The following is a 21,384-nucleotide window of genomic DNA, read 5'->3' on the forward strand; positions in this document are numbered from 1 at the left end:
AAGGCCAAGACCCACCGGTCATCCCCCAGCCCACACCCGTCCAACTCCATCTCCTGGACCTGCTGGACATCGACCCGCGACAACTCCGCTGACGATCACTCATGTGCGGAAAACGGGGCTAGCGTCCGGCCGAAGGCGAGCCCGGCACCGGCGGAACCCGGCTACAGGTAGAGGCCGGGGCTCGCGGACGATTCGGGCTTGGGCGGGCGCAGGTCGGCGGCCTCCAGGGTGGTGAGGTCGGAGACGTCCGAGGAGGCGGTCAGCCGTTCGGACTGCACCGCGACCGCGCCGTCCAGGAGGTTGCGCATGAGCCGCCCGTTGCCGAACGACGGGCCGCGCGGGACGTCGCGGAGCACCTCGCGCAGGCGCGCGGGCACGTCCGCGGCCACCCGCAGCCCCTCGGCGGCGGCGAGCCGGCCGAAGATCTCGACGAGCTCGGCGTCGGAGTAGTCGGGGAAGGCCAGCCGCTTGGGGAAGCGGGATTCGAGCCCGGAGTTGGCGGTGAGGAACGCCTTCATCTCCCGCTCGTAGCCCGCTGCGATGACGACGAGGTCGCCGCGGTACTCCTCCATGAGCTGCACGAGGGTGGAGACGGCCTCCTGCGTATAGGCGTCGCCGGTCAGGGAGTACGCCTCGTCGATGAACAGGACGCCGCCGAGGGCCTGCTCGACGGCCGCCCGCACCCGCGGGGCCGTCTGGCCGAGGTAGGAGCCGACGAGGTCGGCGCGGGAGACCTCGACGAGGTGCCCGGACGAGAGCAGCCCGAAGTCGGCGTAGACGGCGGCGACGAGGCGGGCGACGGTCGTCTTGGCGGTGCCCGGGTTGCCGGTGAACACCATGTGCCGGCTCGGGACGGTCACGGGCTGCCCGGCGGCGCGGCGCAGGTCGGCGGCGCGGGCCTCGGCGGCGAGGCGGTGCACCTCCTTCTTGACGTCCGCGAGGCCGATGAGGGCGTCGAGCTCGGCGAGCGGGTCGGTGAAGGGGCGGACGCGGGCGGCGCCGGAGAGCGCGTCCGGGATGTCCTCGGGGAGGAGGGCGGCCAGGTCGTCCGGCGTGGGGTCGCTCAGCGCGGTGACGCGGCGGGCCTGCAGGACGGTGGCCCGCTCGCACAGGTTGCGCATGGTGCGGGCGTTGCCGAACGAGCGGCCGCGCGGGGCGCGGCGGAGCAGGTCGGTCACCCGGGCGAGGGCGGCCGGGGCCGCCTCCAGCCCGGCGGCCGCCACCTGGCCGGCGAAGATCTCGACGAGTTCGGCGTCGGCGAAGTCGGGGAACCGGACGGTGCCGGGGAAGCGGGACGCCAGCCCCGGGTTGGAGGCGATGAACCGCCGCATCTCGCGTTCGTAGCCGGCGACGATGACGACGAGGTCGTCGCGGTGGTTCTCCATGAACTTCAGCAGCTCGGCGATGGCCTCCGGGCCGTAGTCCTCCTCCACGCCCTCCTGGACCAGCGAGTACGCCTCGTCGATGAACAGGACGCCGCCGACGGCCCGCTGCGCGACCCTGCGCGTCTTCATGGCGGTCTCGCCGATGTAGGTGCCGACGAGGGCGGAGCGGGTCGCCTCGACGAGGTGGCCGGACGTCAGGACGCCGAGGTCCTTCAGGACACGGGCGAACAGCCGCGCGACGACGGTCTTGCCGGTGCCGGGGTTGCCGGTGAACACCATGTGCCGGGCGGGCGGCGCGGGGGCGGCGACGCCGGCGTCCCGCCGCATCTTCGCCGCCTTCGCGCCCGCGACGACCAGCTCGATCTCGTGCTTGACGCCGCCGAGCCCGGTGAGGGCGGCGAGCTCGGCCATCGGGTCGGCGCCGGACGGCCCGAACGAGGCGGGTATGTCCGGACGCTTGACGACGAGTTCCTGGCCGGGCTCGGTCCGCTCGCGGACGGCCTCCACGACGATGTCGGCGAGGCGCTGCGCGAGCCGGGCGTTGCGCAGGTTGCGGTCGGGCGCCGTGGCGGCGAGGAGCTGCCCCGCGGCCGTCAGGGCGCGCTTGTGCGCGCGCGCCCCGCGCTGCCGGATCGCCCGGTTGAACAGCTCGGCGTGCCCCTCCGGGGTGAACGGGCGGGTCCGGACGACCTTCAGCCGCAGGGCGAGCGCCGGGTTGACCTCGCGGATCCGCTCGTCGCCGCCGGGCTCGCACAGGGCGACGACGTGCAGGTCGTCGTGGACGTCCAGGGCCTGGTGCAGCTGTTCGAGGATGGCCTCGCCGCTGCGCTCGTCCCTGGACATGTCGTCGAGGCCGTCGATGATCATGAGCCGGACCCCGGCGCTGTCGCGGGCGTCGTTGTAGAGGTGGACGGTCGCGGACGACACCTCCTTGGCGGCGAAGAAGTCGCCCGACAGCCACAGCGGCGGGTCGACGATGCCGTGCCGCCGGACGAGCCGGACGATCTCCTGTGCCGCGTCGCGCTTGCCGGTGCCGTCCGGGCCGACGATCATCAGCCGGACCGGGCCGGGGCCGGTGGCGATCTCCTCCAGCGCGGCGGTGACGTCGGGCTGGCCGACCAGGTCGGCCTCGACCTTGGCGCGGGCCCGGCCGCCGCCGCTCGGGCGCGACGGCGCCTTGCCGAGGCTCGCGGCGAGCGGGTTGACGATCCGGCGGCGCGGCGTGAACAGCCGGAGGACGTCCTCCTGGAACCCGCCGACCGGGACCCAGGTGGACTGCGGGGCCTTCGGCACGCCGGGCAGGCCCTGGACGGACGCGGAGAAGCGCATCGCCATGTCGAGCCAGCCGCGGCACGCCTCGATGGCGCCGGCGCCGAGGCCGCGTGCGAGCCACGCCCACTCGTCCAGCGACCACGTGTTCCCGTCGAAGGACCCGCGCCTGTCCTCGAACCGTCCGAGCAACTCGCCGTACCGGTCCTCGGTGAGGACGGCGGACAGCTCCACCGGCACCTGCTTCAGCCCGGCCTGCAGCAGCAGGTGGACGAGCAGTTCGTCGGTGCTCTCGTCGTGCGGGGCTATCCCGCGCAGGTGCTCGTGGACGGGCAGCAGGCCGGAGCACACCCATTCCAGGTGGCTGATGGGCCCGGCCAGTTCGGGCAGGGCGGCGAGGACGTCGTCGTCGGCCTGCGCCGCCCACGCGTCGCGCCGGCGCTCCACGGAGAGCTTGAGCCAGTCGCCGTCCGGGGGGTTGTCGTACAGCTTCTGGAGCGCCCGGAGACGCCGCCCGAACGGTTCGATGCCCTCGAAGACGCCGAGGCACTCGCGTCCCAGGGCGAGCGCGAGGTCCTGGTCGCCGCACTCCTCCAGCCAGTCGAAGCCCCGGAACTCGCCCGACAGGGCGCTCCAGGTGTCCGGCTTGTCGGGCGTGCCGGGGTCCTTGGAATCGGTCAGGAAACGTCCGAAGAACTCGTGGTACAGCCTGTTGAACGCGCCGGCGTAGATCGCCCCGGCTCCCGGCAGATAGGCGAGAGTGCTGATCATCTCGGCGGCGACCAGCGGCGACGGATCGGTCATCATGCCGTGCTGGCGGGTCTTCAGCGGGACGCAGCGCGGGTCCCGGACGAGGGCGTCGACGCGGTCGCGGATCTCGGCGAACAGGCCGTCCGGGACGCGCCACGGCCCGTGCGCGTAGAGGTCGAGGACGCGGTCCTCGGACACGAGAAGTTCCAGATTCTCCGGCAGCCGCACAGCATTTCCCCTCGAAGGCACACCCGACAGGGCGAGCAGCCTAGCGATCAAGCCTGACGAACGCCGAGATGCGGGAAACAACGCCGCATTTTGACCACAAGTCGCCTTCTGTCACATTGTTCACAGCCTTGGGGTCCCCCAGGGGGCTGCCCCGGCTGAACAACTGGGTAAGTATCCGCAGATTCGGTTCGCTTTCCCGGGAGAGATACGTTGATCAGAAAGCTGCTCGTCGCCAACCGGGGCGAGATCGCCGTGCGCGCCTTCCGCGCGGCCTACGAACTGGGCATCGCCAGCGTCGCCGTCTACGCGCACGAGGACCGGCTGTCCCTGCACCGGCAGAAGGCGGACGAGGCGTACGAGATCGGCGAGCACGGCCACCCCGTCCGCGCCTACCTGGACGTGGACGGCATCGTGGAGACCGCGCTGCGGGTCGGCGCGGACGCCGTCTACCCGGGCTACGGCTTCCTGTCGGAGAGCCCCGAGCTGGCGGAGGCGTGCGAGCGCAACGGGATCGCGTTCGTCGGCCCGCCGTCCCACGTGCTCAGCCTCGCCGGCAACAAGATCGAGGCGGTCGCCGCGGCGCGCCGGGCGGGGCTGCCCGTGCTGCGCTCGGCGACCCCCGAGCCCGGACGCGAACTGGAGTCGGCCGACGAGGTCGGCTTCCCGCTGTTCGTCAAGGCCGCGGCGGGCGGCGGCGGGCGCGGGCTGCGCCGCGTCGACCAACGCGAGGAGCTGGAGGCCGCCGTCGACACGGCGCGCCGTGAGGCCGAGAGCGCGTTCGGCGACCCGACCGTCTTCCTGGAGCAGGCGGTGGAGCGCCCCCGCCACATCGAGGTGCAGGTCCTCGCGGACGGCGCCGGGCACATCGTCCATCTGCGCGAGCGCGACTGCTCGGTGCAGCGCCGCCACCAGAAGGTCGTCGAGATCGCGCCCGCGCCCCGGCTGGACCAGGCCGTCGCCGAGCGGCTCTGCGAGGACGCGGTGAAGTTCGCGCGCGAGATCGGCTACGAGAACGCCGGCACCGTCGAGTTCCTCGTGGACGACCGCGGCGAGCACGTGTTCATCGAGATGAACCCGCGCATCCAGGTCGAGCACACCGTGACCGAAGAGGTCACCGGCGTCGACCTCGTGCAGAGCCAGCTGCGCATCGCGGGCGGCGAGACGCTGGACGACCTCGGCATCGCCCAGGAGAACGTGACCGTCGGCGGGTTCGCCGTGCAGTGCCGCATCACCACCGAGGACCCCGCGAACGGGTTCCGTCCCGACACCGGGAAGATCTCGGCGTACCGGTCGCCGGGCGGCGCCGGGGTGCGGCTCGACACCGGCACCGCGTACGGCGGCGCGATCGTGTCCCCGCACTTCGACTCGCTGCTGGTGAAGCTGACGTGCCGGGGCCGGACGTTCGAGGAGGCGGTGCGGCGGGCGCGCCGGGCCGTCGCCGAGTTCCGCATCCGCGGCGTCGCGTCCAACATCCCGTTCCTGCAGGCGCTGCTGGACGAGCCCGACTTCCGCGCGGGCGGCGTCACGACGTCCTACATCGCCGACCACCCCGACCTGCTGACGGCCCGGTCGAGCGGCGACCGGGCGACGCGGCTCGTCCGGTACCTGGCGGACGTCACCGTCAACAAGCCGCACGGCGACGCGCCGACCGACCTGGACCCGGCGGCGAAGCTGCCGCCGCTGGATCTGGACGGCCCCTTCCCGGAGGGATCGCGCGACCGGCTGCTCGCGCTCGGGCCGCAGGCGTTCGCCGAACGGCTCCGGAACCAGAGCGCCCTGGCCGTCACCGACACGACGTTCCGGGACGCGCACCAGTCGCTCCTCGCGACGCGGGTACGCACCTACGATCTGCTCTCCGCCGCGCCCTACCTCGCGCGGATGACGCCGCAGCTCCTGTCCATCGAGGCGTGGGGCGGGGCAACGTACGACGTCGCCCTCCGCTTCCTGGGCGAGTCGCCCTGGGACAGGCTGGCCGCGATCCGTGCTGCCGCGCCGAACCTGTGCATCCAGATGCTGCTGCGTGGCCGCAACACCGTCGGCTACACGCCGTACCCCGACTCGGTGGCGCGCGCCTTCGTGAAGGAGGCGGCCAGTACGGGAGTCGACATCTTCCGTGTGTTCGACGCCCTGAACGACGTGGAACGCATGCGTCCGGCCATCGACGCGGCGCTCCAGACGCACGCCCTGGTCGAAGGAACCCTCTGCTACACGGGCGACCTCTCGTCCCCGCACGAACGGATCTACACGCTCGACTACTACCTGCGCCTCGCGGAGGAACTGGTCGAGGCGGGCGTCCACATCCTGTGCGTCAAGGACATGGCCGGCCTGCTCCGGGCTCCCGCCGCGCGGACACTGGTGAAGGCCCTGCGCGAGCGTTTCGACCTGCCCGTCCACCTGCACACCCACGACACGGCCGGCGGGCAGATCGGCACCTACATCGCCGCCATCGAAGCCGGGGTCGACGCGGTCGACGGGGCCGCCGCGCCGCTCTCCGGCACCACGAGCCAGCCGCCCCTCCAGGCGATCGTGGCCGCGACCGACTTCACCGACCACGCCACCGGCATCGACCTGGACGCGCTCACCGTCATGGAGCCGTACTGGGAGGCGGTCCGCAAGCTGTACGCGCCGTTCGAGATGGGGCTGCCGTCGCCGACCGGACGCGTCTACCGGCACGAGATCCCGGGCGGGCAGCTGTCCAACCTGCGGCAGCAGGCGGTCGCGCTCGGGCTCGGCGACCGCTTCGAGGAGATCGAGCGCCTGTACGCGGCGGCCGACGCGATCCTCGGGCGGCTCGTGAAGGTGACCCCGTCCAGCAAGGTCGTCGGCGACCTCGCCCTGCACCTCGTCGCGGCCGGCGCCGACCCGGACGACTTCGCCGAGAACCCGGAGCGCTACGACATCCCCGACAGCGTCATCGGGTTCCTCAACGGCGAGCTGGGCGACCCGCCCGGCGGCTGGCCCGAGCCCTTCCGGTCCAAGGCCCTCGCGGGCCGCCAGTACACGCCCGCCAGGGCCGAACTGGACGGCGCCGAGGAGAAGGCCCTGGCCGGGCCGGAGGTGCGCGACACGCTCGACCGCCTCCTCTTCCCCGGTCCCGCGAAGGACTACCGCGAGACCCGCGCCGCCTACGGCGACATCTCCGTCCTGCCGACGGGCCCGTTCCTCTACGGCCTCCGCACCGGGCACGAGGTCGCGTTCGACCTCGAACCGGGCGTCCGCGTGCTCGCCGGCCTGGAGGCGGTCGGCGCCGTCGACGAGGCGGGCGTCCGGCAGGTGATCTGCACGGTGAACGGCCAGCTGCGCACGCTGTCCGTCCGCGACAAGTCCGTGGCGTCGGACGCGCCGCCGGTCGAGCGGGCCGACCCGTCCGATCCCGGCCATGTCGCCGCCCCGTTCGACGGCTCGGTGACGCTGCGCGCCGCCCGGGGCGACGAGGTCGCCGCGGGCGACGTGGTGGCCACGATCGAGGCGATGAAGATGGAGGCCGCCATCACCGCCCCCGTGGCCGGCACGGTGGCCCGCCTCGCCGTGCCCGAGGCCACCCCCGTCCAGGCCGGCGACCTGCTCCTGGTCATCCAGACCGACTGACCGCCGGATCGCGGCGTGCCGTCGTCATCGCGCCCCGCATGGCGACGACACGCCGCACGTCAGCGGGAGGCGGCGGCCGGGCGGACGGCGTAGCCGGACAGGGACGGGGCCAGCAGGTCGAAGGCCCTCCTCCCGATCCTGGTGAGGGCGGCGGCGATCTGGTCGTCCGGTTCGCCGTCCAGGGTGCGGCGGACGGTCTCCTGGAACAGGACGCGGTGGACGGCGCCGAGCTGGGCGGCCACCAGCCGGGGGAGCGGGTCGTCGGGGGCGGCGGCGGTCTCCTCGGCGAGGACGGCGGCCAGGGCGTCCTCGCGCTCCTCGTGGAACTCGCGGAGCCGGGCGACCAGCGCCGGGCTCCCGGTGAGCATGCGGGCGAACTGCGGCCCGGAGAAGCCGATCACGGGATCGTGCCGGGCGGCGGCGTCCAGGAAGCCGCGGCGCAGCGCGGCCAGGGCGGACTCGCCGGGCGCCCGCTCCGCGACCGTGTCGGCCAGCAGGCCGGTGAAATCCTCGTGCAGGTCGAGTGCGAGGTCCTCCTTGCGCGGGAAGTAGTTGGTCACGGTCATCTTCGCGACCTGGGCGGCCGCCGCGACGTCGGCGATCGTCACCCGGTCGAAGCCGTGCCGCAGGAAGAGGCGCGTCGCCTGGTCCGAGATGGCCTGCCTCGTCTGCCGCTTCTTCATCTCCCGCAGTCCCATGCCGACCATCATCGCATAGCTCGACCTAAATTTGTCATTGACATAGTTTTAGGTCAGTCATAAGTTTATGTCGCGGGGCCGGCGGGTACCGAGATCGCGTGACCCGTTCCCTCCCGGTCGGACGAGCAAAGGACACCGCCCTGAACGCCAGCCGCACGACGAGCGCGTCCCCTCGCGCCACCGTGAACCTCGTCGACCCGATGAAGGACTACCTGTCACGCATCGGGCGCACCGCGCTGCTCACGGCCGAGCAGGAGGTCGACCTGGCCAAGCGCATCGAGGCCGGCCTGTTCGCCCGCGAACGCCTCGAGACCCTCGGCGACGACCTCAGCCTCCAGGACAAGGAAGACCTGGAATGGATCGCCGCCGACGGCGCGCGCGCGAAGCAGCACATGGTCGAGGCCAACCTGCGCCTCGTCGTGTCGCTCGCCAAGCGCTACATGGGCCACGGCCTCCCGCTGAACGACCTCGTCCAGGAGGGCAACCTCGGGCTGATCCGCGCCGTGGAGAAGTTCGAGTACCGGCGGGGCCTGAAGTTCTCCACCTACGCCGTCTGGTGGATCAAGCAGGCGATCAGCCGCGCGCTGGCCGACCAGAGCCGCACCATCCGCATCCCCGTGCACGTCGTCGAGGTGCTCAACCGGATGACGCGCGCCCGGCGGCGGATGATGCAGGACCTCGGCCGCGAGCCGACCTCGCGGGAACTGGCCGTCGAGCTGGACGTCACCCCCGAGAAGGTGGAGTGGCTGCGGCGGCAGGCCCGCGAGCCGCTGTCCCTGCACACCCCGCTCGGCGAGGACGGCGACGGCGAGCTCGGCGACGTCATCGAGGACCCGGAGGGCGGCGACCCCGCCGACGTCGTCGCGTCCTCCATGCTGCGCGGGCGGCTCGACGCCGTCCTGGAGACGCTCACCGAGCGCGAGGCGGGCGTGATCTCGATGCGGTTCGGGCTGTCCGGCGGCGAGCCGAAGACCCTCGAAGAGGTCGGCAAGGTCTACGGGGTGACGCGCGAGCGCATCCGGCAGATCGAGTCCAAGGGCATGCACAAGCTGCGCCATCCGTCCCGGCGCGAGACCCTCGCCGACCTGCTCGGCTGACCCCTCCGGCGCGACCCCTTCAGCAGGTGGAGGACGGCCGCGTCAGTCTCGACGCACCGGTCGGCGCCTTCCTGCCCGGCCTCTTGCCGGGGCGGCTCGGCGAGCAGGTCACCGTGCGCACGCGGGATGCTCGACGCCGTCGGCGGACCCGGCCTCCCGCGCCGCCAAGGGTCCAGAAGGGAGGTCAGACCAGGTCGGACGGGTCGGTGTTGGCGCCGCACAGCACGACCAGGACGCGCTCGTCCGGGGCGGGGCGGTGGGCGCCGGTGCGGAGGGCGGCGAGGGCGGCGGCGGTGCCGTGCTCGACGACCAGGCGGTACTCGTCCCACAGGTGCCGCCGCGCTTCGATGATCGCCTCGTCGGTGACGAGGAGGGGCCGCACCCCGGTCCGGGACGCGACCGAGAAGGCGATCTCGCCGAGCCGGGTGGCGCCGAGGGAGTCGGCCGCGACGCCGCAGACGTCCACGTCGACGGGGCGTCCGGCGTGCAGGGCCCGCTCCAGGGTCGGGATGGTCTCGGGTTCCACGCCGACGACCCGAGCCCGCCCTTCGAGGGCGGCGGCGACGCCCGCCATCAGCCCGCCGCCGCCGACCGCGATCAGGACGGTGTCGACCTCGCCGCCGGTCTGCTCCAGGATCTCCAGGCCCAGGGTGCCTTGACCGGCGCAGACCTCGGGCAGGTCGTAGGCGTGGCAGAGCAGCGCCCCGGTGTCGGCGGCGCGCTTGACGGCGGCGTCCTGCGCCTCGGCGTAGCGCGTCCCGACCTGGACGACGGCGGCGCCGAGGGCGCGCAGCCGCGCGACCTTCACGGCGGGCGCCGTCTCCGGGACGAACACCTCGGCGGGCACGCCCGCCTCCGCGGCGGCGTAGGCGAACGCGAGTCCCGCGTTGCCGCCGGACGCGGCGACGACGCCGGTGTCCGGCAGCCGCCCTTCGTCCCGCGCGGCGAGGATGTGGTTGAACGCGCCCCGCGCCTTGAACGACCCGGTGTGCTGGGCCAGTTCGAGCTTCAGCCACATCCGCCCCGCCGGGCCCGGCTCGACCTCGATGAGCGGCGTGCGCCGCACGTGCCCCGCGATGCGCCGTGCCGCCGCCTGGACGTCCGAATGAGCGATCACCGATCTTCCTCCCGGCCTCGATCCGCCTAAGCAGCCAAGCACAGTTTCGGAGATGACGGAGACTCCGGAGCGCCGGCTAATGGGCACCGGCTACTGCGCGCGGCCTCCCACGGAGGCGGCGCGGTCGAGGAGGGCCTTGCGTTCGGGCGCGTTGCGGGTCAGTTCCGCGGCGCGCTCGAACTGCGTCCGGGCCTCGTCCCACCGGCCGAGGCGTTCGAGCAGGTCGCCGCGGACGCTCGGCAGCAGGTGGTAGCCGCGCAGGGACGCCTCGTCCACCAGCGCGTCGGCGATGTCGAGGCCCTTCTCGGGGCCGTGCGCCATGCCGACCGCCACCGCGCGGTTCAGTTCCACGACGGGCGACGGGGCCACGGTCGCGAGGATCTCGTAGAGGGACGCGATCTGCGCCCAGTCGGTGTCCTCGGCGGTGGGGGCCTGCGCGTGGGACGCGGCGATCGCGGCCTGCAGGACGTACGGTCCGGGCGGCTCGCCGAGGTCCTTCGCGCGCAGCAGGGCGGCGTAGCCGCGGTGGATGAGGAGCCGGTCCCAGCGGCCGCGGTCCTGCTCCAGGAGCGGGATGGGCTCGCCGGACGGCCCGGTGCGCGCGCGTGTCCGGGACGCCTGGATCTCCATCAGCGCGGCGAGCCCGTGCACCTCAGGCTCGCCCGGCGCGAGTCCGGCGAGGATGCGGCCGAGGCGGAGCGCCTCCTGGCACAGGTCCGTCCGCACCCAGGCGTCGCCGGCGCTGGCCGCGTACCCCTCGTTGAAGATCAGGTAGATGACCTCCAGGACGGACGACAGCCGCGCCGCGCGGTCCGGCCCCTCGGGGACCTCGAAGGGGACGCCCGCCTCCGACAGCGTCCGCTTCGCCCGGACGATCCGCTGCGCCACGGTCGGCTCGGAGACGAGGAACGCGTGCGCGATCTCGTCGGTGGTGAGGCCGCCGAGCATCCGCAGCGTCAGCGCGACCCGCGCGTGCACCGGCAGCACCGGATGGCACGCCGTGAAGATCAGCCGCAGGACGTCGTCCTCGATGTGCTCGTCGTCCGGGACGTCCAACTCCGGTGGAGCCTGGCTCTCCAGGTCGCGGCCGATCTCTTCGAGCTTGTGCTCCAGGCGCTGCCGCCGGCGGATCCGGTCGATGGCGCGGCGCTTCCCGACGGCCATGAGCCAGGCGCCCGGGTTGTCCGGGACGCCTGACTCAGGCCACTGTTCGAGCGCGGCGACCAGCGCGTCCTGCGCGAGTTCCTCGGCGAGCCCGATGTCGTGCACCATGCGGGCGAGCCCGGCGATGATGCGGGCGGCCTCCAGCCGCCACACCGCGTCGATGCTCGCGTGCACACCGGACCCGTTCGAAGCCGTCACGCTGCCGATGAGAGCACCAGCACCGGCCGCCGCGCAAGCTCACCCCCGAGCTCAGCCCGGGTCAGCCCGGGTCAGTGCGGGTTCACTGCCCGGGGAAGGGGTCGTCCGGGCCGAACACCTGCTTGATGACGCCCTCGCCGTCGCCGACGATCGAGTAGAACCGCTTGGACATCTCGATCGCCTCCTCGCGGGTGCGGACCTCGATGAGCGCGAAGCCGACGACGCCCTCCTTGGCCTCGGTGAACGGGCCGTCCGTCACGGTGATCTTGCCGCCGGTCGAGGTGATCCGGGTGCCGTAGGGCTCCAGCCCGCCGGTCGCGAGGAGGATGCCGGCCTTGGCCGTCTCCTCGATGAACTTGCCCATCTCCTGCTGGAGCTTCTCGTCCGGCTGGCCGCCGTCGGAGCCGGTGTCCGTCGTCATCATCAGGAACCGCATGGGTGCCTCCTCATTTTCCGTCTTCCGGGTCATCCCCGGCCTTCGCTGACGCGTCGAACAAGGGGGGAGCGGATCGACATCCCGTCCCCGGGTTTTTCGGTTTTTTCTTTGGAACTGGATCGTGCCAGGTCAGCGCCCAGTGGGCGAGAAGCGGCACGGGCGTTGCAGAGACTGTGACAAACCGGGAGGTTCGGGGCAGGTGGGCAAGGTGCTCGCGGTCGAGTAACTTCTTCCCGTAGGTAGTTTTCCTGCATGCCGAGGAGGAGTTCCGTGGCCGACGACCCGGTCCGCGTCGCCACGGACCCGCGGGCCGCCGGGCCGACCGTGCTGCGGATGGTGGTCGGCGCGCAGCTGCGCCGCTTCCGCGAGGCCGCCGGGATCTCCACCGAGGCCGCCGGCTACGAGATCCGCGGCTCGCACTCCAAGATCAGCCGCATGGAGCTGGGCCGCGTCGGCTTCAAGGAGCGCGACCTCGCCGACCTCCTCACCCTGTACGGGGTGGCCGACCCCGCCGTCCGCGAGACGCTGCTGGACCTGGCCGAGCACGCCGGCGCCCCGGGCTGGTGGCAGGCGTACGGCGACGTGGTGCCCGGCTGGTTCGAGCCCTACCTCGGGCTGGAGCAGGGCGCGGAGATCGTCCGCCTGTACGAGGTCCAGGACGTCCCGGAGCTGCTCCAGACCCCGGAGTACGCCCGCGCCCTCATCGGCGCCCGCTTCCCGGAGGCGTCCAAGGAGGAGATCGACCGCCGGGTCGAGCTGCGGCTGGAGCGCCGCCGCGTGTTCGAGCGCCCCGAGCCGCTGAAGCTGTGGGCCGTCCTCGACGAGGCGGTCCTGCGCCGCGTCGTCGGCGGGACCGACACGATGCGCGCGCAGATCGGGCACCTGGCCGAGATGGCGGAGCGGCCGAACGTCACCGTGCAGGTGCTGCCGTTCGCCGCCGGAGGCCACGCGGGCGAGAGCGGCCCGGTGACGCTGCTGCGGTTCGCCGAGCCCGAACTGCCCGACGTCGTCTACCTGGAGCAGCTCACCGGCGCCCTCTATCCGGACCGGGCGGCCGACATCGCCCGCTACCGGGACGTCCTGAACCGCCTCGGCGTGCAGGCGGAGCCCCCGTCCCGCACGCCGGAGATCCTGCGCGACGCCCTCCGCCGCTGACCTACGTCCCGGCCGGGACGTACGTCGCGATGATCACGCCCGTCTCGAAGGCCCGGGTGCCGGCGGGCTTGAACGACGCCGCGAACCCTTCGCGGGCGATCAGGTCCTCCGGGTCGGCCGGCCCGACGAACACGGGGTGGATCCAGAGACGCAGCTCGTCCAGGAGGCCGTGTCGCACCAGCGTCCGCGACACGGGGCCGAAGCCGTACTGCAGGATGTCCTGGCCGTCCTGCTCCTTGAGCCTGGTGATCTCGGCGACGGCGTCCGCGCGCGGGATCGCCGTGGTGTCGCCCCAGCCCGGCTTCTTCAGCGAGTCGGACACGACGTAGTGGGGGAGGGTGTTCATCCGGACGCCGAAGTCGCCGGTCGCCTCCTCCATCGCCGGCCACGCCTGCGAGAAGCCGTCGAACGTCCGGCGCCCCATGAGCAGGGCGCCGCAGGAGAACAGCAGCTCCCGCGCGTAGGCGGCGGCCTCGTCCTGGAAGTAGTCCGACGTCCAGTTCTGCGGCCTCTCGATGACGCCGTCGAGCGAGACGTACGTCGAGTTGATGATTCTGCGCATGGTGCCTCCGTGATCCGGTCGTCTGCATGCGCGGCCCCGTCCCCCGGATTCTCGCGGTCGCCGGCCCGCACCGCCGCCATTTCGCCGCCGCGGGCGGTGCGGGCGTTTCGCCGCACCGGTTCCGAGGACGGGTGACCGGGTGATTTGTCATACATTGCGAGAGCATTGCGGAACGTTACGGAACGGTCGCGGCCCCTTGTGGTCCGTGCCACTCTCAATTGATCATGAGCGGCTGTGGGGCGACGGGGGCTTGTGCTCAGGCGGCTGGCCGGCGATCGGACGCTGGTCCTGGCCGCGTGCCTCACCGCGCTCTTCGCCACCACCGTCCTCGCGGCGCTCGTCGGCTACACCGGTTCGGTGACGCGCGAGGGCCTGCGCCGCACCCTCGCCGACGCGACGTTCGACTCGGTCGGGACGACGATCGTCACGCACGTCCCCGGGAACGGCCTGCCCAAGGTGCGGGACGAGGTGGACCGCGGGCTCGGCCGGATCTACCGGGACGCGCCGCTGTCCGTCTCGATGAGCGTGCGCAGTGACTCCTACACCCTTCCCGGGCAGGAGAGGAGCGACCATCCCGAGCTGACCGCGTTCGCGACCTACACCGGCGTCGAGAAGCACGCGCGCCTCACCGAGGGACGCTGGCCCGCCGAGACGTCCGGCGAGGTGGAGGCGGTGCTGCCCGCGGCCGCCGCCAAGGCCATGGACGCCGGCGTGGACGACGTCCTCACCCTGCACGGACGCGTCGACGAGAAGTCCGTCGTGAAGGTCCGGGTCGTCGGGCTGTTCGACGTCCCCGACCCGCGGCACTACTTCTGGCAGGACGACCGGCTCATCACCACCGGCGTCGAACGGCTCGACTACACGACGTACGGGCCGTTCGTGGTGCCCCCCGAGGTGTTCGCCGCCCGGTTCACCGGCACGGGCGCCGACGCCCGCTTCACCGTCATGCCCGACCTGCGCGGCGTCGGGGCCGGCGACCTCGGCGCGCTCGGCGACCGCGTGTCGCGCGCCGGCGCCGTCCTCCAGGACGCCGGCGGCGGAAGCCAGTTCACCGTCGTGACCAAGCTCCCCGAACTGACCGGGCAGCTGAGCGGCGCCGTCCTGGTGGCGCGGTCCACGATGCTGATCCCGGTGCTCCAGCTGATCCTGCTGGCCGGATCGGCGTGGCTGCTCGTCGCCCGGCTGCTCGCCGACCACCGGCGCGGCGAGGTCGCGCTGCTGCGCACCCGCGGCATGGGGATGCGGCAGCTCGCCGGGCTCGGGCTGGCGGAGGGCCTGCTCATCGTGCTGCCCGCCGCGGTGCTCGGTCCGCTGCTCGCCGGCCCGCTGCTGCGCCTCGCCGGGCACGCCCCGGCGGTCCGGGCGGCCGGCCTCCGGCTCGACGCCGGGCCGCTCGCGCCGCTGTGGGCCGTCTCGATCGCCACGGCGCTGGCCTGCGCGGTCGTGCTGACCATCCCGACATTGCGCGGCGCGAACCGCACGTTCGTCGAGGCGCAGGCCGGGATCGGCCGGCAGGGGCGCGGCGGCCTGCGCGGCTCCGGCGTCGACCTGGCCCTGCTGCTCGTCGCCGGGCTCGCGATCTGGCAGCTCACCCGGTACGGGGCGGACGGCGCGGGCGGTGCCGGGGACGGCACGTCCGGCATCGACCCGTTCATCGTGTCCGGCCCGGCGCTGGCGCTGCTCGCCGGCGGGGTGCTGCTGCTGCGGGTGGTGCCGCTGCTGTCGGGCGTCGCCGAACGGGTCGCGACGCGCGGCCGAGGGCTCGTGCCCGTCCTCGGCACCCGGCAGGTGGGGCGGCGCCAGCTCCGTTACGCGGGACCGGTCCTGCTGCTGGTCATGGCGATGGCCGTCGGGGTCCTGTCGGTGACGACGATGGCGACCTGGCGCCGGTCGCAGACCGACCAGGCCGACTTCCAGAGCGGCGCCGACCTGCGGCTCACCCGCGGCACCCGGTCCGGCGGCCCGGCGCCACTCGGGCAGGGCGGCCGGTTCGCGGCGCTGCCCGGCGTCACGGCCGCGACGCCCGTGCTGCGCACCGAGGCCGACCTCGGCAACGAGCCCGCGACCCTGCTCGGCGCCGACGCGAAGGCGCTCGGCCCGCTGCTGCGCGTCCAGCCGGGCCTGCGGGACGACCTGCGGCTGGACGAGCTGGCGAAGGCGCGTCCCGCAGCCCCGGCGCTGACCGTCCCGGGCCGGCCGGAGCGGCTGCTGTTCGACGTGCGGCTCGACCGTGCCGGGCCGGCGCCCGCCCGGCCGGTGGGCTACACGCCGCCGCGCGGGCCGGACCACAGGATCGCCGTGACCGTCGTGGACGGGGCCGGGCAGGCCCGCCGCGTCGACCTCCCCGCGTTCGACGCGGGCGGCGGCACGCACACCCTCGCCCTGGACGCCGCGGAGCTGGCCGGACCGGACGGCGTGCCGTCCTACCCGCTGTCGGTGCGGGGCGTCCACTTCGCCTACGACGACAACGTGCTCACCGGCAGGCTCGATCTCCGGCTGCTCCGCGTGCGCGGCGAGGGGACGGGTGAGGCCGCGCTCCCCGCCGGCTCCCGCTGGGACGTGTTCGCCGAGCAGCCGGACCTGCCGGACTCCCGCGAGCCGGCCGGCGAGGACACCAAGGACGCGCTCGTCGACCTCGACATCCCCGCGTCACCGACCCTCTCCGGGAACCGCGGCTACGGCAACGGCACCGCGACCGGCATGGTCGTCCACGCGATGCTCGGCGCGGGGACGCCGCCGTCCCACGGCGCGGGGGCCAACGACGACCTCCTGCCCGCCGTGCCGGGCGTCGTCACCGAGGAGACGGCCGGACGCGCCAAGGTCGGCGTCGGCGGCACCGTCACCGTCAGCACCGTCGACGGCGACCAGCCGGTCAAGGTCGTGGGGATCGCCCCCGCGCTGCCGACCGTGCCGCCCGGCGAGCCCGGCCTCCTCGTGGACCTGCCGACGCTCGTCCAGGGCCGGCTCACCGCCGCCGGCTTCGCCGGCGCGAACGTCGAGCCCGGCGAATGGTGGGCGTCGGCGCGCGGCGGGCGCACCGCCCCGGCCGTCCGGGCGCTCGCGCGGCACCCCGCCTGGGGCGAGGTCGCCGCCGACCGCGTCGACCTGCGCGCCGAGCTGCGGGACGCGCCGCTCGGCGCCGCCCTGCAGGGCGCGCTCGTGCTCGGCTTCGGCGCGGCGCTGGCCTTCGCCGTCATCGCGTTCGTGGTGAACGCCGCCGTCACGGCGGGCGAGCGGACCCGCGAGTTCGCGGTGCTGCGCGCCCTCGGCGTCCATCCCCGGCAGGTCGCCGGGATGCTGGCGATCGAGCAGGCGTACCTGGTCGTGCTCGGCCTCCTCGGCGGGACGTTCCTCGGCCTCGCCGTGGCGCGGCTCGTCGTCCCGCACATCGTGCTCAGCGTGCAGGCGGCGCAGCCGTACCCGCCCGCCGAGCTCGTCGTCCAATGGCCGCTGGTGCTGGCCGTGCTCGGCGGCGTCGCCGCGGTGCTGGGCCTCGTGCTGCCGCCGGTGATCCGCGTGCTGCGGCGCGGCGACCCGGGCGCCGGCCTGCGTGCGGGGGAGGACCGATGAGGGGCTCCGCCATGCGGCTCGCGCGGGCGCAGTGGGCGCCGCTCGCCGCGCTGGCCGTCCTGTCGCTGCTGTCGGCGCTGCTCGCCGTCGCCGTCCCGGCCCGGACGGAGGCCGGGTACGACCGCGCCGCTGCCGCCGCCGCCGGCTCCTCCGCCGACCTCACCGTGGAGGGCAAGGCGGCGGGGAGCGCCGCGTGGTCGGCCGTCCCGAGCCAGGCCGCGATGGGCGCCAACAGCGTCACCTGGCAGCAGATGCTGCCGCGCTCGCTGGCGAAGGTCGCCGGGGAGCCGGAGGCGTCCGCCAGGACGGCGCGGCTGCCCGTCCCCGGGACGTTCGACGCGCCGCGGCTGATGTACCTGGGCTGGGATCTCGGCGCCTGGAACCGCATCCGGGTCGTCGCCGGCCGCATGGCGATCAACCCGCCGTCGGAGACGAGCGGCGACATCCGCGTCATGGTCTCCGAGACGTACGCCGCGCAGCTCGGCTACAAGGTCGGTGACCGGCTGGACCTCGGGGACCTCGCGGTCGAGATCTCCGGGCTGTACGAGCCGCTGAACGCCGCCGACCCCTTCTGGGAGCCCCGCCCCAGCCTGCTGCACCCGGTGAAGGTGTCGCTCGGCGGCGACGGGGGCCAGGCCGACGCGGGCACCGCGCTGCTGGACGCGGGCGGGTACTCGCGGGTCGTCCGCGAGACCGGCACGCAGTTCACCTTCAGCTGGCGCTTCCCGATCCGCGGCGCGGACATCGACGCCGGGGACGCCGCCGCCCTGGCCGCCGACCTCGGCGCGTTCCGGTCCGCCGTGCAGGGGCGCGGCGGGCTCTTCCCCTGCGACGTCGTCTCCGCGCTCGACGACCGGCTGACCGAGTTCGCCGGACGGCTGCACACCGCCCGGTCCGTGCTCGGCCTGGCGCTCGGCGGGCTCGCCGCCGTCGCCGCCGGGGTGCTGCTCCTCGCCGCCGGGCTGCTCGGCGAACGGCTCCGCCCGGTCCTCGGCACGATGCGGGCGCGCGGCGCGTCGCTGCGCCAGCTCGCCGTCCCCGCCTGCGGGCTGACCGCGCTCGCCGTCGTCCCCGCCGCCCTCCTCGGGTACGCGGCGGGCCGGCTGCTGGACGCCGGGCCGCCGCAGCCGTCCTCCGCCTACGCGATCGGCGCGCTGGTCGGGGTCGTCCTGCTGGTGCCCGCCGCCATGGCGTGGCGGGAGCGGGCCGGCGGCCTCGGCTCGGCCACCGACCGCCGCGAGGACCTCGTCGCCGCCCGGCCCTTCGTGCGGCGGCTCGTCCTGGACGTCCTGCTGGTCGCGCTCGCGGTGATCGGCGTCGTGCTGCTGCGCGAGCGCGGCGCGTCCGCCGGGACGGACCCGCTGGTCGCCGCCGTCCCCGTGCTGCTGGGCGCGGCGCTCGGCGTGCTCGTCCTGCGCGCCTACCCGTACCTGCTGCGCGCCGCCGGGCCGTTCCTGCGGCGGCGCAGCGGCGCGGTCGCGTTCCTCGGCATCGCCCGCGCGTCCCGGCAGAACCTGGTGGGCGCGCTGCCGCTCGTCGTGCTGCTGCTGGCGGCCACCGTCGCCGGGTTCACCGCCACCGTCGACACGGCGCTGCGGGACGGGCAGGTGCGCGCGTCCTGGTCGGAGATCGGCGCCGACGCGCGCATCGAGGCGGGGCCGGTGGACGACGCGGCACTGGCCCGCATCCGGGCGCTGCCCGGCGTGACCGGCGCCGTCCCGTTCCGGGTCATCACCGGCGTGTCGACGGCCACGGACCAGGCCCCGATGACCGTGGTCGGCGTTGACCTGGACGCCTACCGGAAGTTCGCGCCGCGCGTGCCGGACGTCCCGTCCGGCTCGGGCGTCCTGCTGTCACCGCTCGCCGCCCGGACGGTGGGCGGCGGCACGGTGACCCTGAGCCGTCCCGGGATGTCGCCGATCACCGTCAGGTCGGCCGGGGAGATCGAGTACATCCCCGGGCAGGGCCGGGGCACCGCGTTCGTCGTCGTCCCGTACAAGATGATCGCCGGAGAGACGGGCTTCCCGTCCCAGGTGTTCGTCAACGGCGACGTGGACGCCGAGGCCCTGCGCGCCGCCGCACCCGGACGCGACGTGCGGATGCGGCAGGACGTGCTCCGATCCATGACCGATGTGCCCATGGTGACCGTCGTCCACCAGACGTTCCGGGACGGCGCGCTCATCGGCGGCGGGTTCGGCCTGCTCGCGGTGCTGCTCGTCCTCGTCGTCGGCGCCCGCGCCCGCGGCCGCACCGTCGCCCACCTGCGCGCCCTCGGGCTGAGCCGGCGGCAGAGCCGGGGCCTCGCGCTCGTCGAGATCGCGCCCGTCCTGCTCTGCGCGGTCGGCGCCGGCTGGGTGCTCGGCCTCCTGCTGCCCGACATCACCGGCCCGGTCGTCGACCTGCGCCCCTACACGGGCGGCTTCGCGGCGACCGCGCACGTCCCGGGATGGCCGGCGCTGCTCGGCCTGCTCGGCGCCCTGCTGCTCGCCGCCGCCGCGGCCGTCGCCGTCGACCGCGCCTTCGACACCCGCCCCGGAACCGCCCTGAGAACGGGGGACTGATGACCAACGCACCCGACCTCGCCGAACTGGAGCGTCGCGCCGCCGAGCGCGGGCCCGCCTACGGCGAGGGCGCGCACATCGTGTGCGACAACCTCGTCCGCATCTACAAGACCGACGGGGTCGAGGTCGTCGCGCTGCAGGGCCTCGACCTGCTCGTCGACCCCGGCGAGCTGGTCGCGCTCGTGGGCGCGTCCGGCTCCGGGAAGTCGACGCTCCTCAACATCCTGTCCGGCCTGGACGTGCCGACCGCCGGCGTCGCCCGGGTCGCCGGCTCCGACCTGCTGACCATGGCGTCCAAGGAGCGGCTCCGGTTCCGGCGCGAGCAGGTCGGGTTCATCTGGCAGCAGACGTCCCGCAACCTCCTCCCGTACCTGACCGCCGCGCAGAACGTCGAGCTGCCCATGAGGTTCGCGGGCCGCTCCCGCCGCGCCCGCGCCACCCGCGCCGCCGAACTGCTCGGCATGCTGGACGTCGGCGACTGCGCGAACCGGCGTCCGGCGGAACTGTCCGGCGGCCAGCAGCAGCGCATCGCGATCGCCGTCGCCGTCGCCAACGAGCCCAAGGTCGTCCTGGCGGACGAGCCCACCGGCGAACTCGACACCGCCACGGCCACCGGGGTATTCGACGCGCTCCGCCGCGTCAACGAGGAGCTCGGCACCACCACCGTCGTCGTCACCCACGACGCGCAGGTGTCCGAGCGCGTCGACCGGACGATCGGCATCCGGGACGGCCGCACCAGCGTCGAGGTCCGGCGCGGGGGCGGCGCCCCCGAGGAGTACGCGCTCCTCGACCGCACCGGCCGCGTCCAGCTCCCGGCCGCGTTCACCGAGGCCCTCGACATGCGGGACCGCGTCCGCCTCGCCCTGGAGAGCGACCACGTCGGCGTCTGGCCCGACCGGGAGGAGACCCCATGACCGACCCGATGGTGGCCGTCGAGGGCCTCACCCGCACCTACCGCACCGGGAAGATCGAGGTGCCGGCGCTGCGCGGCGCGTCGTTCACCGTCGACGGCGGCCGGCTCGTCGCCGTCAAGGGCCGGTCCGGCTCGGGCAAGACGACCCTCCTCAACCTGATCGGCGGCCTCGACACCCCCGACGGCGGCACCGTCCACGTGGACGGCAGGAACGTCGGGACGCTTCCGGAGAACGACCTGCTGGCCCTGCGCCGCGACCACATCGGCTACGTCTTCCAGTCCCACGGCCTGATCCCGGTCCTCTCCGCCGCCGAGAACATCGAGGTCCCGCTACGCCTGGTCAGGACGAACCCGGCCGAGCGCGACGAACGCGTCCGCGTCCTGCTCGCCTTGGTCGGCCTGGCAGACCACGCCGCCCAGCGCCCCTACGAACTTTCGGGCGGCCAACGCCAGCGAGTGGCCATAGCCCGCGCCCTGGCGAACCGCCCGCGCCTGCTCCTGGCCGACGAGCCCACAGGTCAGCTCGACTCCGAAACGGCCGCCGCCATCATGCCCCTGCTGCGCGCGGTCGTGGCCAGCGAAGGCGTGACCGTCCTGGTCGCCACCCACGACCAGGCCCTCCTCTCCGAAGCCGACCGGGTCCTGAACCTGGAGGACGGCATCATCACCGAAGCCCCCGTCCCCGCCTGACCG

At 74.0% G+C, this 21,384-nt stretch carries 12 protein-coding genes and 1 pseudogene; 7 read left to right on the top strand and 6 right to left on the bottom strand.

The window, feature by feature from the left end:
* Window positions 1-161: 161 nt before the first annotated feature.
* Window positions 162-3,632 (bottom strand): AAA family ATPase, encoded by a 3,471-nt coding sequence (locus tag SM611_RS18985; RefSeq protein WP_371951053.1) that lies wholly within the window; start codon window positions 3,630-3,632, stop codon window positions 162-164.
* A gap of 210 nt (window positions 3,633-3,842) precedes the next feature.
* Here SM611_RS18985 and SM611_RS18990 point away from each other — a divergent pair, with 210 nt between their 5' ends.
* On the top strand, window positions 3,843-7,220 hold the full coding sequence (locus tag SM611_RS18990; protein ID WP_371951054.1) for a pyruvate carboxylase: 3,378 nt from the start codon (window positions 3,843-3,845) through the stop codon (window positions 7,218-7,220).
* Window positions 7,221-7,279: 59 nt separating this feature from the next.
* On the opposite strand, the gene SM611_RS18995 is transcribed toward SM611_RS18990, so the two are convergent.
* The gene (locus SM611_RS18995; protein WP_371951055.1) at window positions 7,280-7,918 is read right to left on the bottom strand and encodes a TetR/AcrR family transcriptional regulator; all 639 of its coding nucleotides are present in this window, start codon (window positions 7,916-7,918) and stop codon (window positions 7,280-7,282) included.
* A gap of 194 nt (window positions 7,919-8,112) precedes the next feature.
* On the opposite strand from SM611_RS18995, the pseudogene SM611_RS19000 reads away from it, so the two are divergent.
* Window positions 8,113-9,015, top strand: a pseudogene (locus tag SM611_RS19000) (RNA polymerase sigma factor); the annotation flags it as partial.
* A gap of 184 nt (window positions 9,016-9,199) precedes the next feature.
* Here the strand turns inward: SM611_RS19000 and SM611_RS19005 are convergent.
* The 3 genes from SM611_RS19005 to SM611_RS19015 all read right to left on the bottom strand — a co-directional run bounded on the left by SM611_RS19005 (window position 9,200) and on the right by SM611_RS19015 (window position 11,930).
* Complete coding sequence (locus tag SM611_RS19005; protein WP_371951056.1) at window positions 9,200-10,132, bottom strand: threonine/serine dehydratase; 933 nt, start codon at window positions 10,130-10,132, stop codon at window positions 9,200-9,202.
* A 90-nt stretch (window positions 10,133-10,222) separates the two neighbouring features.
* The gene (locus SM611_RS19010; RefSeq protein ID WP_371951505.1) at window positions 10,223-11,404 is read right to left on the bottom strand and encodes an RNA polymerase sigma factor; all 1,182 of its coding nucleotides are present in this window, start codon (window positions 11,402-11,404) and stop codon (window positions 10,223-10,225) included.
* A gap of 172 nt (window positions 11,405-11,576) precedes the next feature.
* Window positions 11,577-11,930: a YciI family protein gene (locus SM611_RS19015; RefSeq protein WP_371951058.1), complete on the bottom strand. Its 354-nt coding sequence runs from the start codon at window positions 11,928-11,930 to the stop codon at window positions 11,577-11,579.
* A gap of 252 nt (window positions 11,931-12,182) precedes the next feature.
* Here SM611_RS19015 and SM611_RS19020 point away from each other — a divergent pair, with 252 nt between their 5' ends.
* Complete coding sequence (locus tag SM611_RS19020) at window positions 12,183-13,085, top strand: Sco1979 family transcriptional regulator (protein WP_371951059.1); 903 nt, start codon at window positions 12,183-12,185, stop codon at window positions 13,083-13,085.
* A 1-nt stretch (window position 13,086) separates the two neighbouring features.
* Here the strand turns inward: SM611_RS19020 and SM611_RS19025 are convergent, their stop codons facing one another.
* On the bottom strand, window positions 13,087-13,647 hold the full coding sequence (locus SM611_RS19025; RefSeq protein WP_371951061.1) for a dihydrofolate reductase family protein: 561 nt from the start codon (window positions 13,645-13,647) through the stop codon (window positions 13,087-13,089).
* A gap of 252 nt (window positions 13,648-13,899) precedes the next feature.
* Between SM611_RS19025 and SM611_RS19030 the strand changes: the two genes are divergently transcribed.
* The 4 genes from SM611_RS19030 to SM611_RS19045 are packed head-to-tail and all read left to right on the top strand — an operon-like array spanning window position 13,900 to window position 21,381.
* Complete coding sequence (locus SM611_RS19030; RefSeq protein WP_371951063.1) at window positions 13,900-17,217, top strand: ABC transporter permease; 3,318 nt, start codon at window positions 13,900-13,902, stop codon at window positions 17,215-17,217.
* Entirely contained in the window at window positions 17,214-19,778 is a 2,565-nt protein-coding gene (locus tag SM611_RS19035) for an ABC transporter permease (RefSeq protein WP_371951065.1), read from the top strand. Before SM611_RS19030 ends, SM611_RS19035 begins: the two co-directional genes overlap by 4 nt.
* Window positions 19,778-20,692 carry an ABC transporter ATP-binding protein gene (locus tag SM611_RS19040; RefSeq protein WP_371951067.1) on the top strand — a complete coding sequence of 305 codons (915 nt, stop codon included), beginning with the start codon at window positions 19,778-19,780 and terminating at the stop codon, window positions 20,690-20,692. Before SM611_RS19035 ends, SM611_RS19040 begins: the two co-directional genes overlap by 1 nt.
* Complete coding sequence (locus SM611_RS19045; RefSeq protein WP_371951069.1) at window positions 20,689-21,381, top strand: ABC transporter ATP-binding protein; 693 nt, start codon at window positions 20,689-20,691, stop codon at window positions 21,379-21,381. Before SM611_RS19040 ends, SM611_RS19045 begins: the two co-directional genes overlap by 4 nt.
* The last annotated feature ends 3 nt before the right edge of the window (window positions 21,382-21,384 follow it).

Origin of the sequence: Actinomadura monticuli (genome assembly GCF_041463655.1) — a bacterium.
In the GTDB taxonomy this organism is placed as follows: Bacteria; Actinomycetota; Actinomycetes; order Streptosporangiales; family Streptosporangiaceae; genus Spirillospora; species Spirillospora monticuli.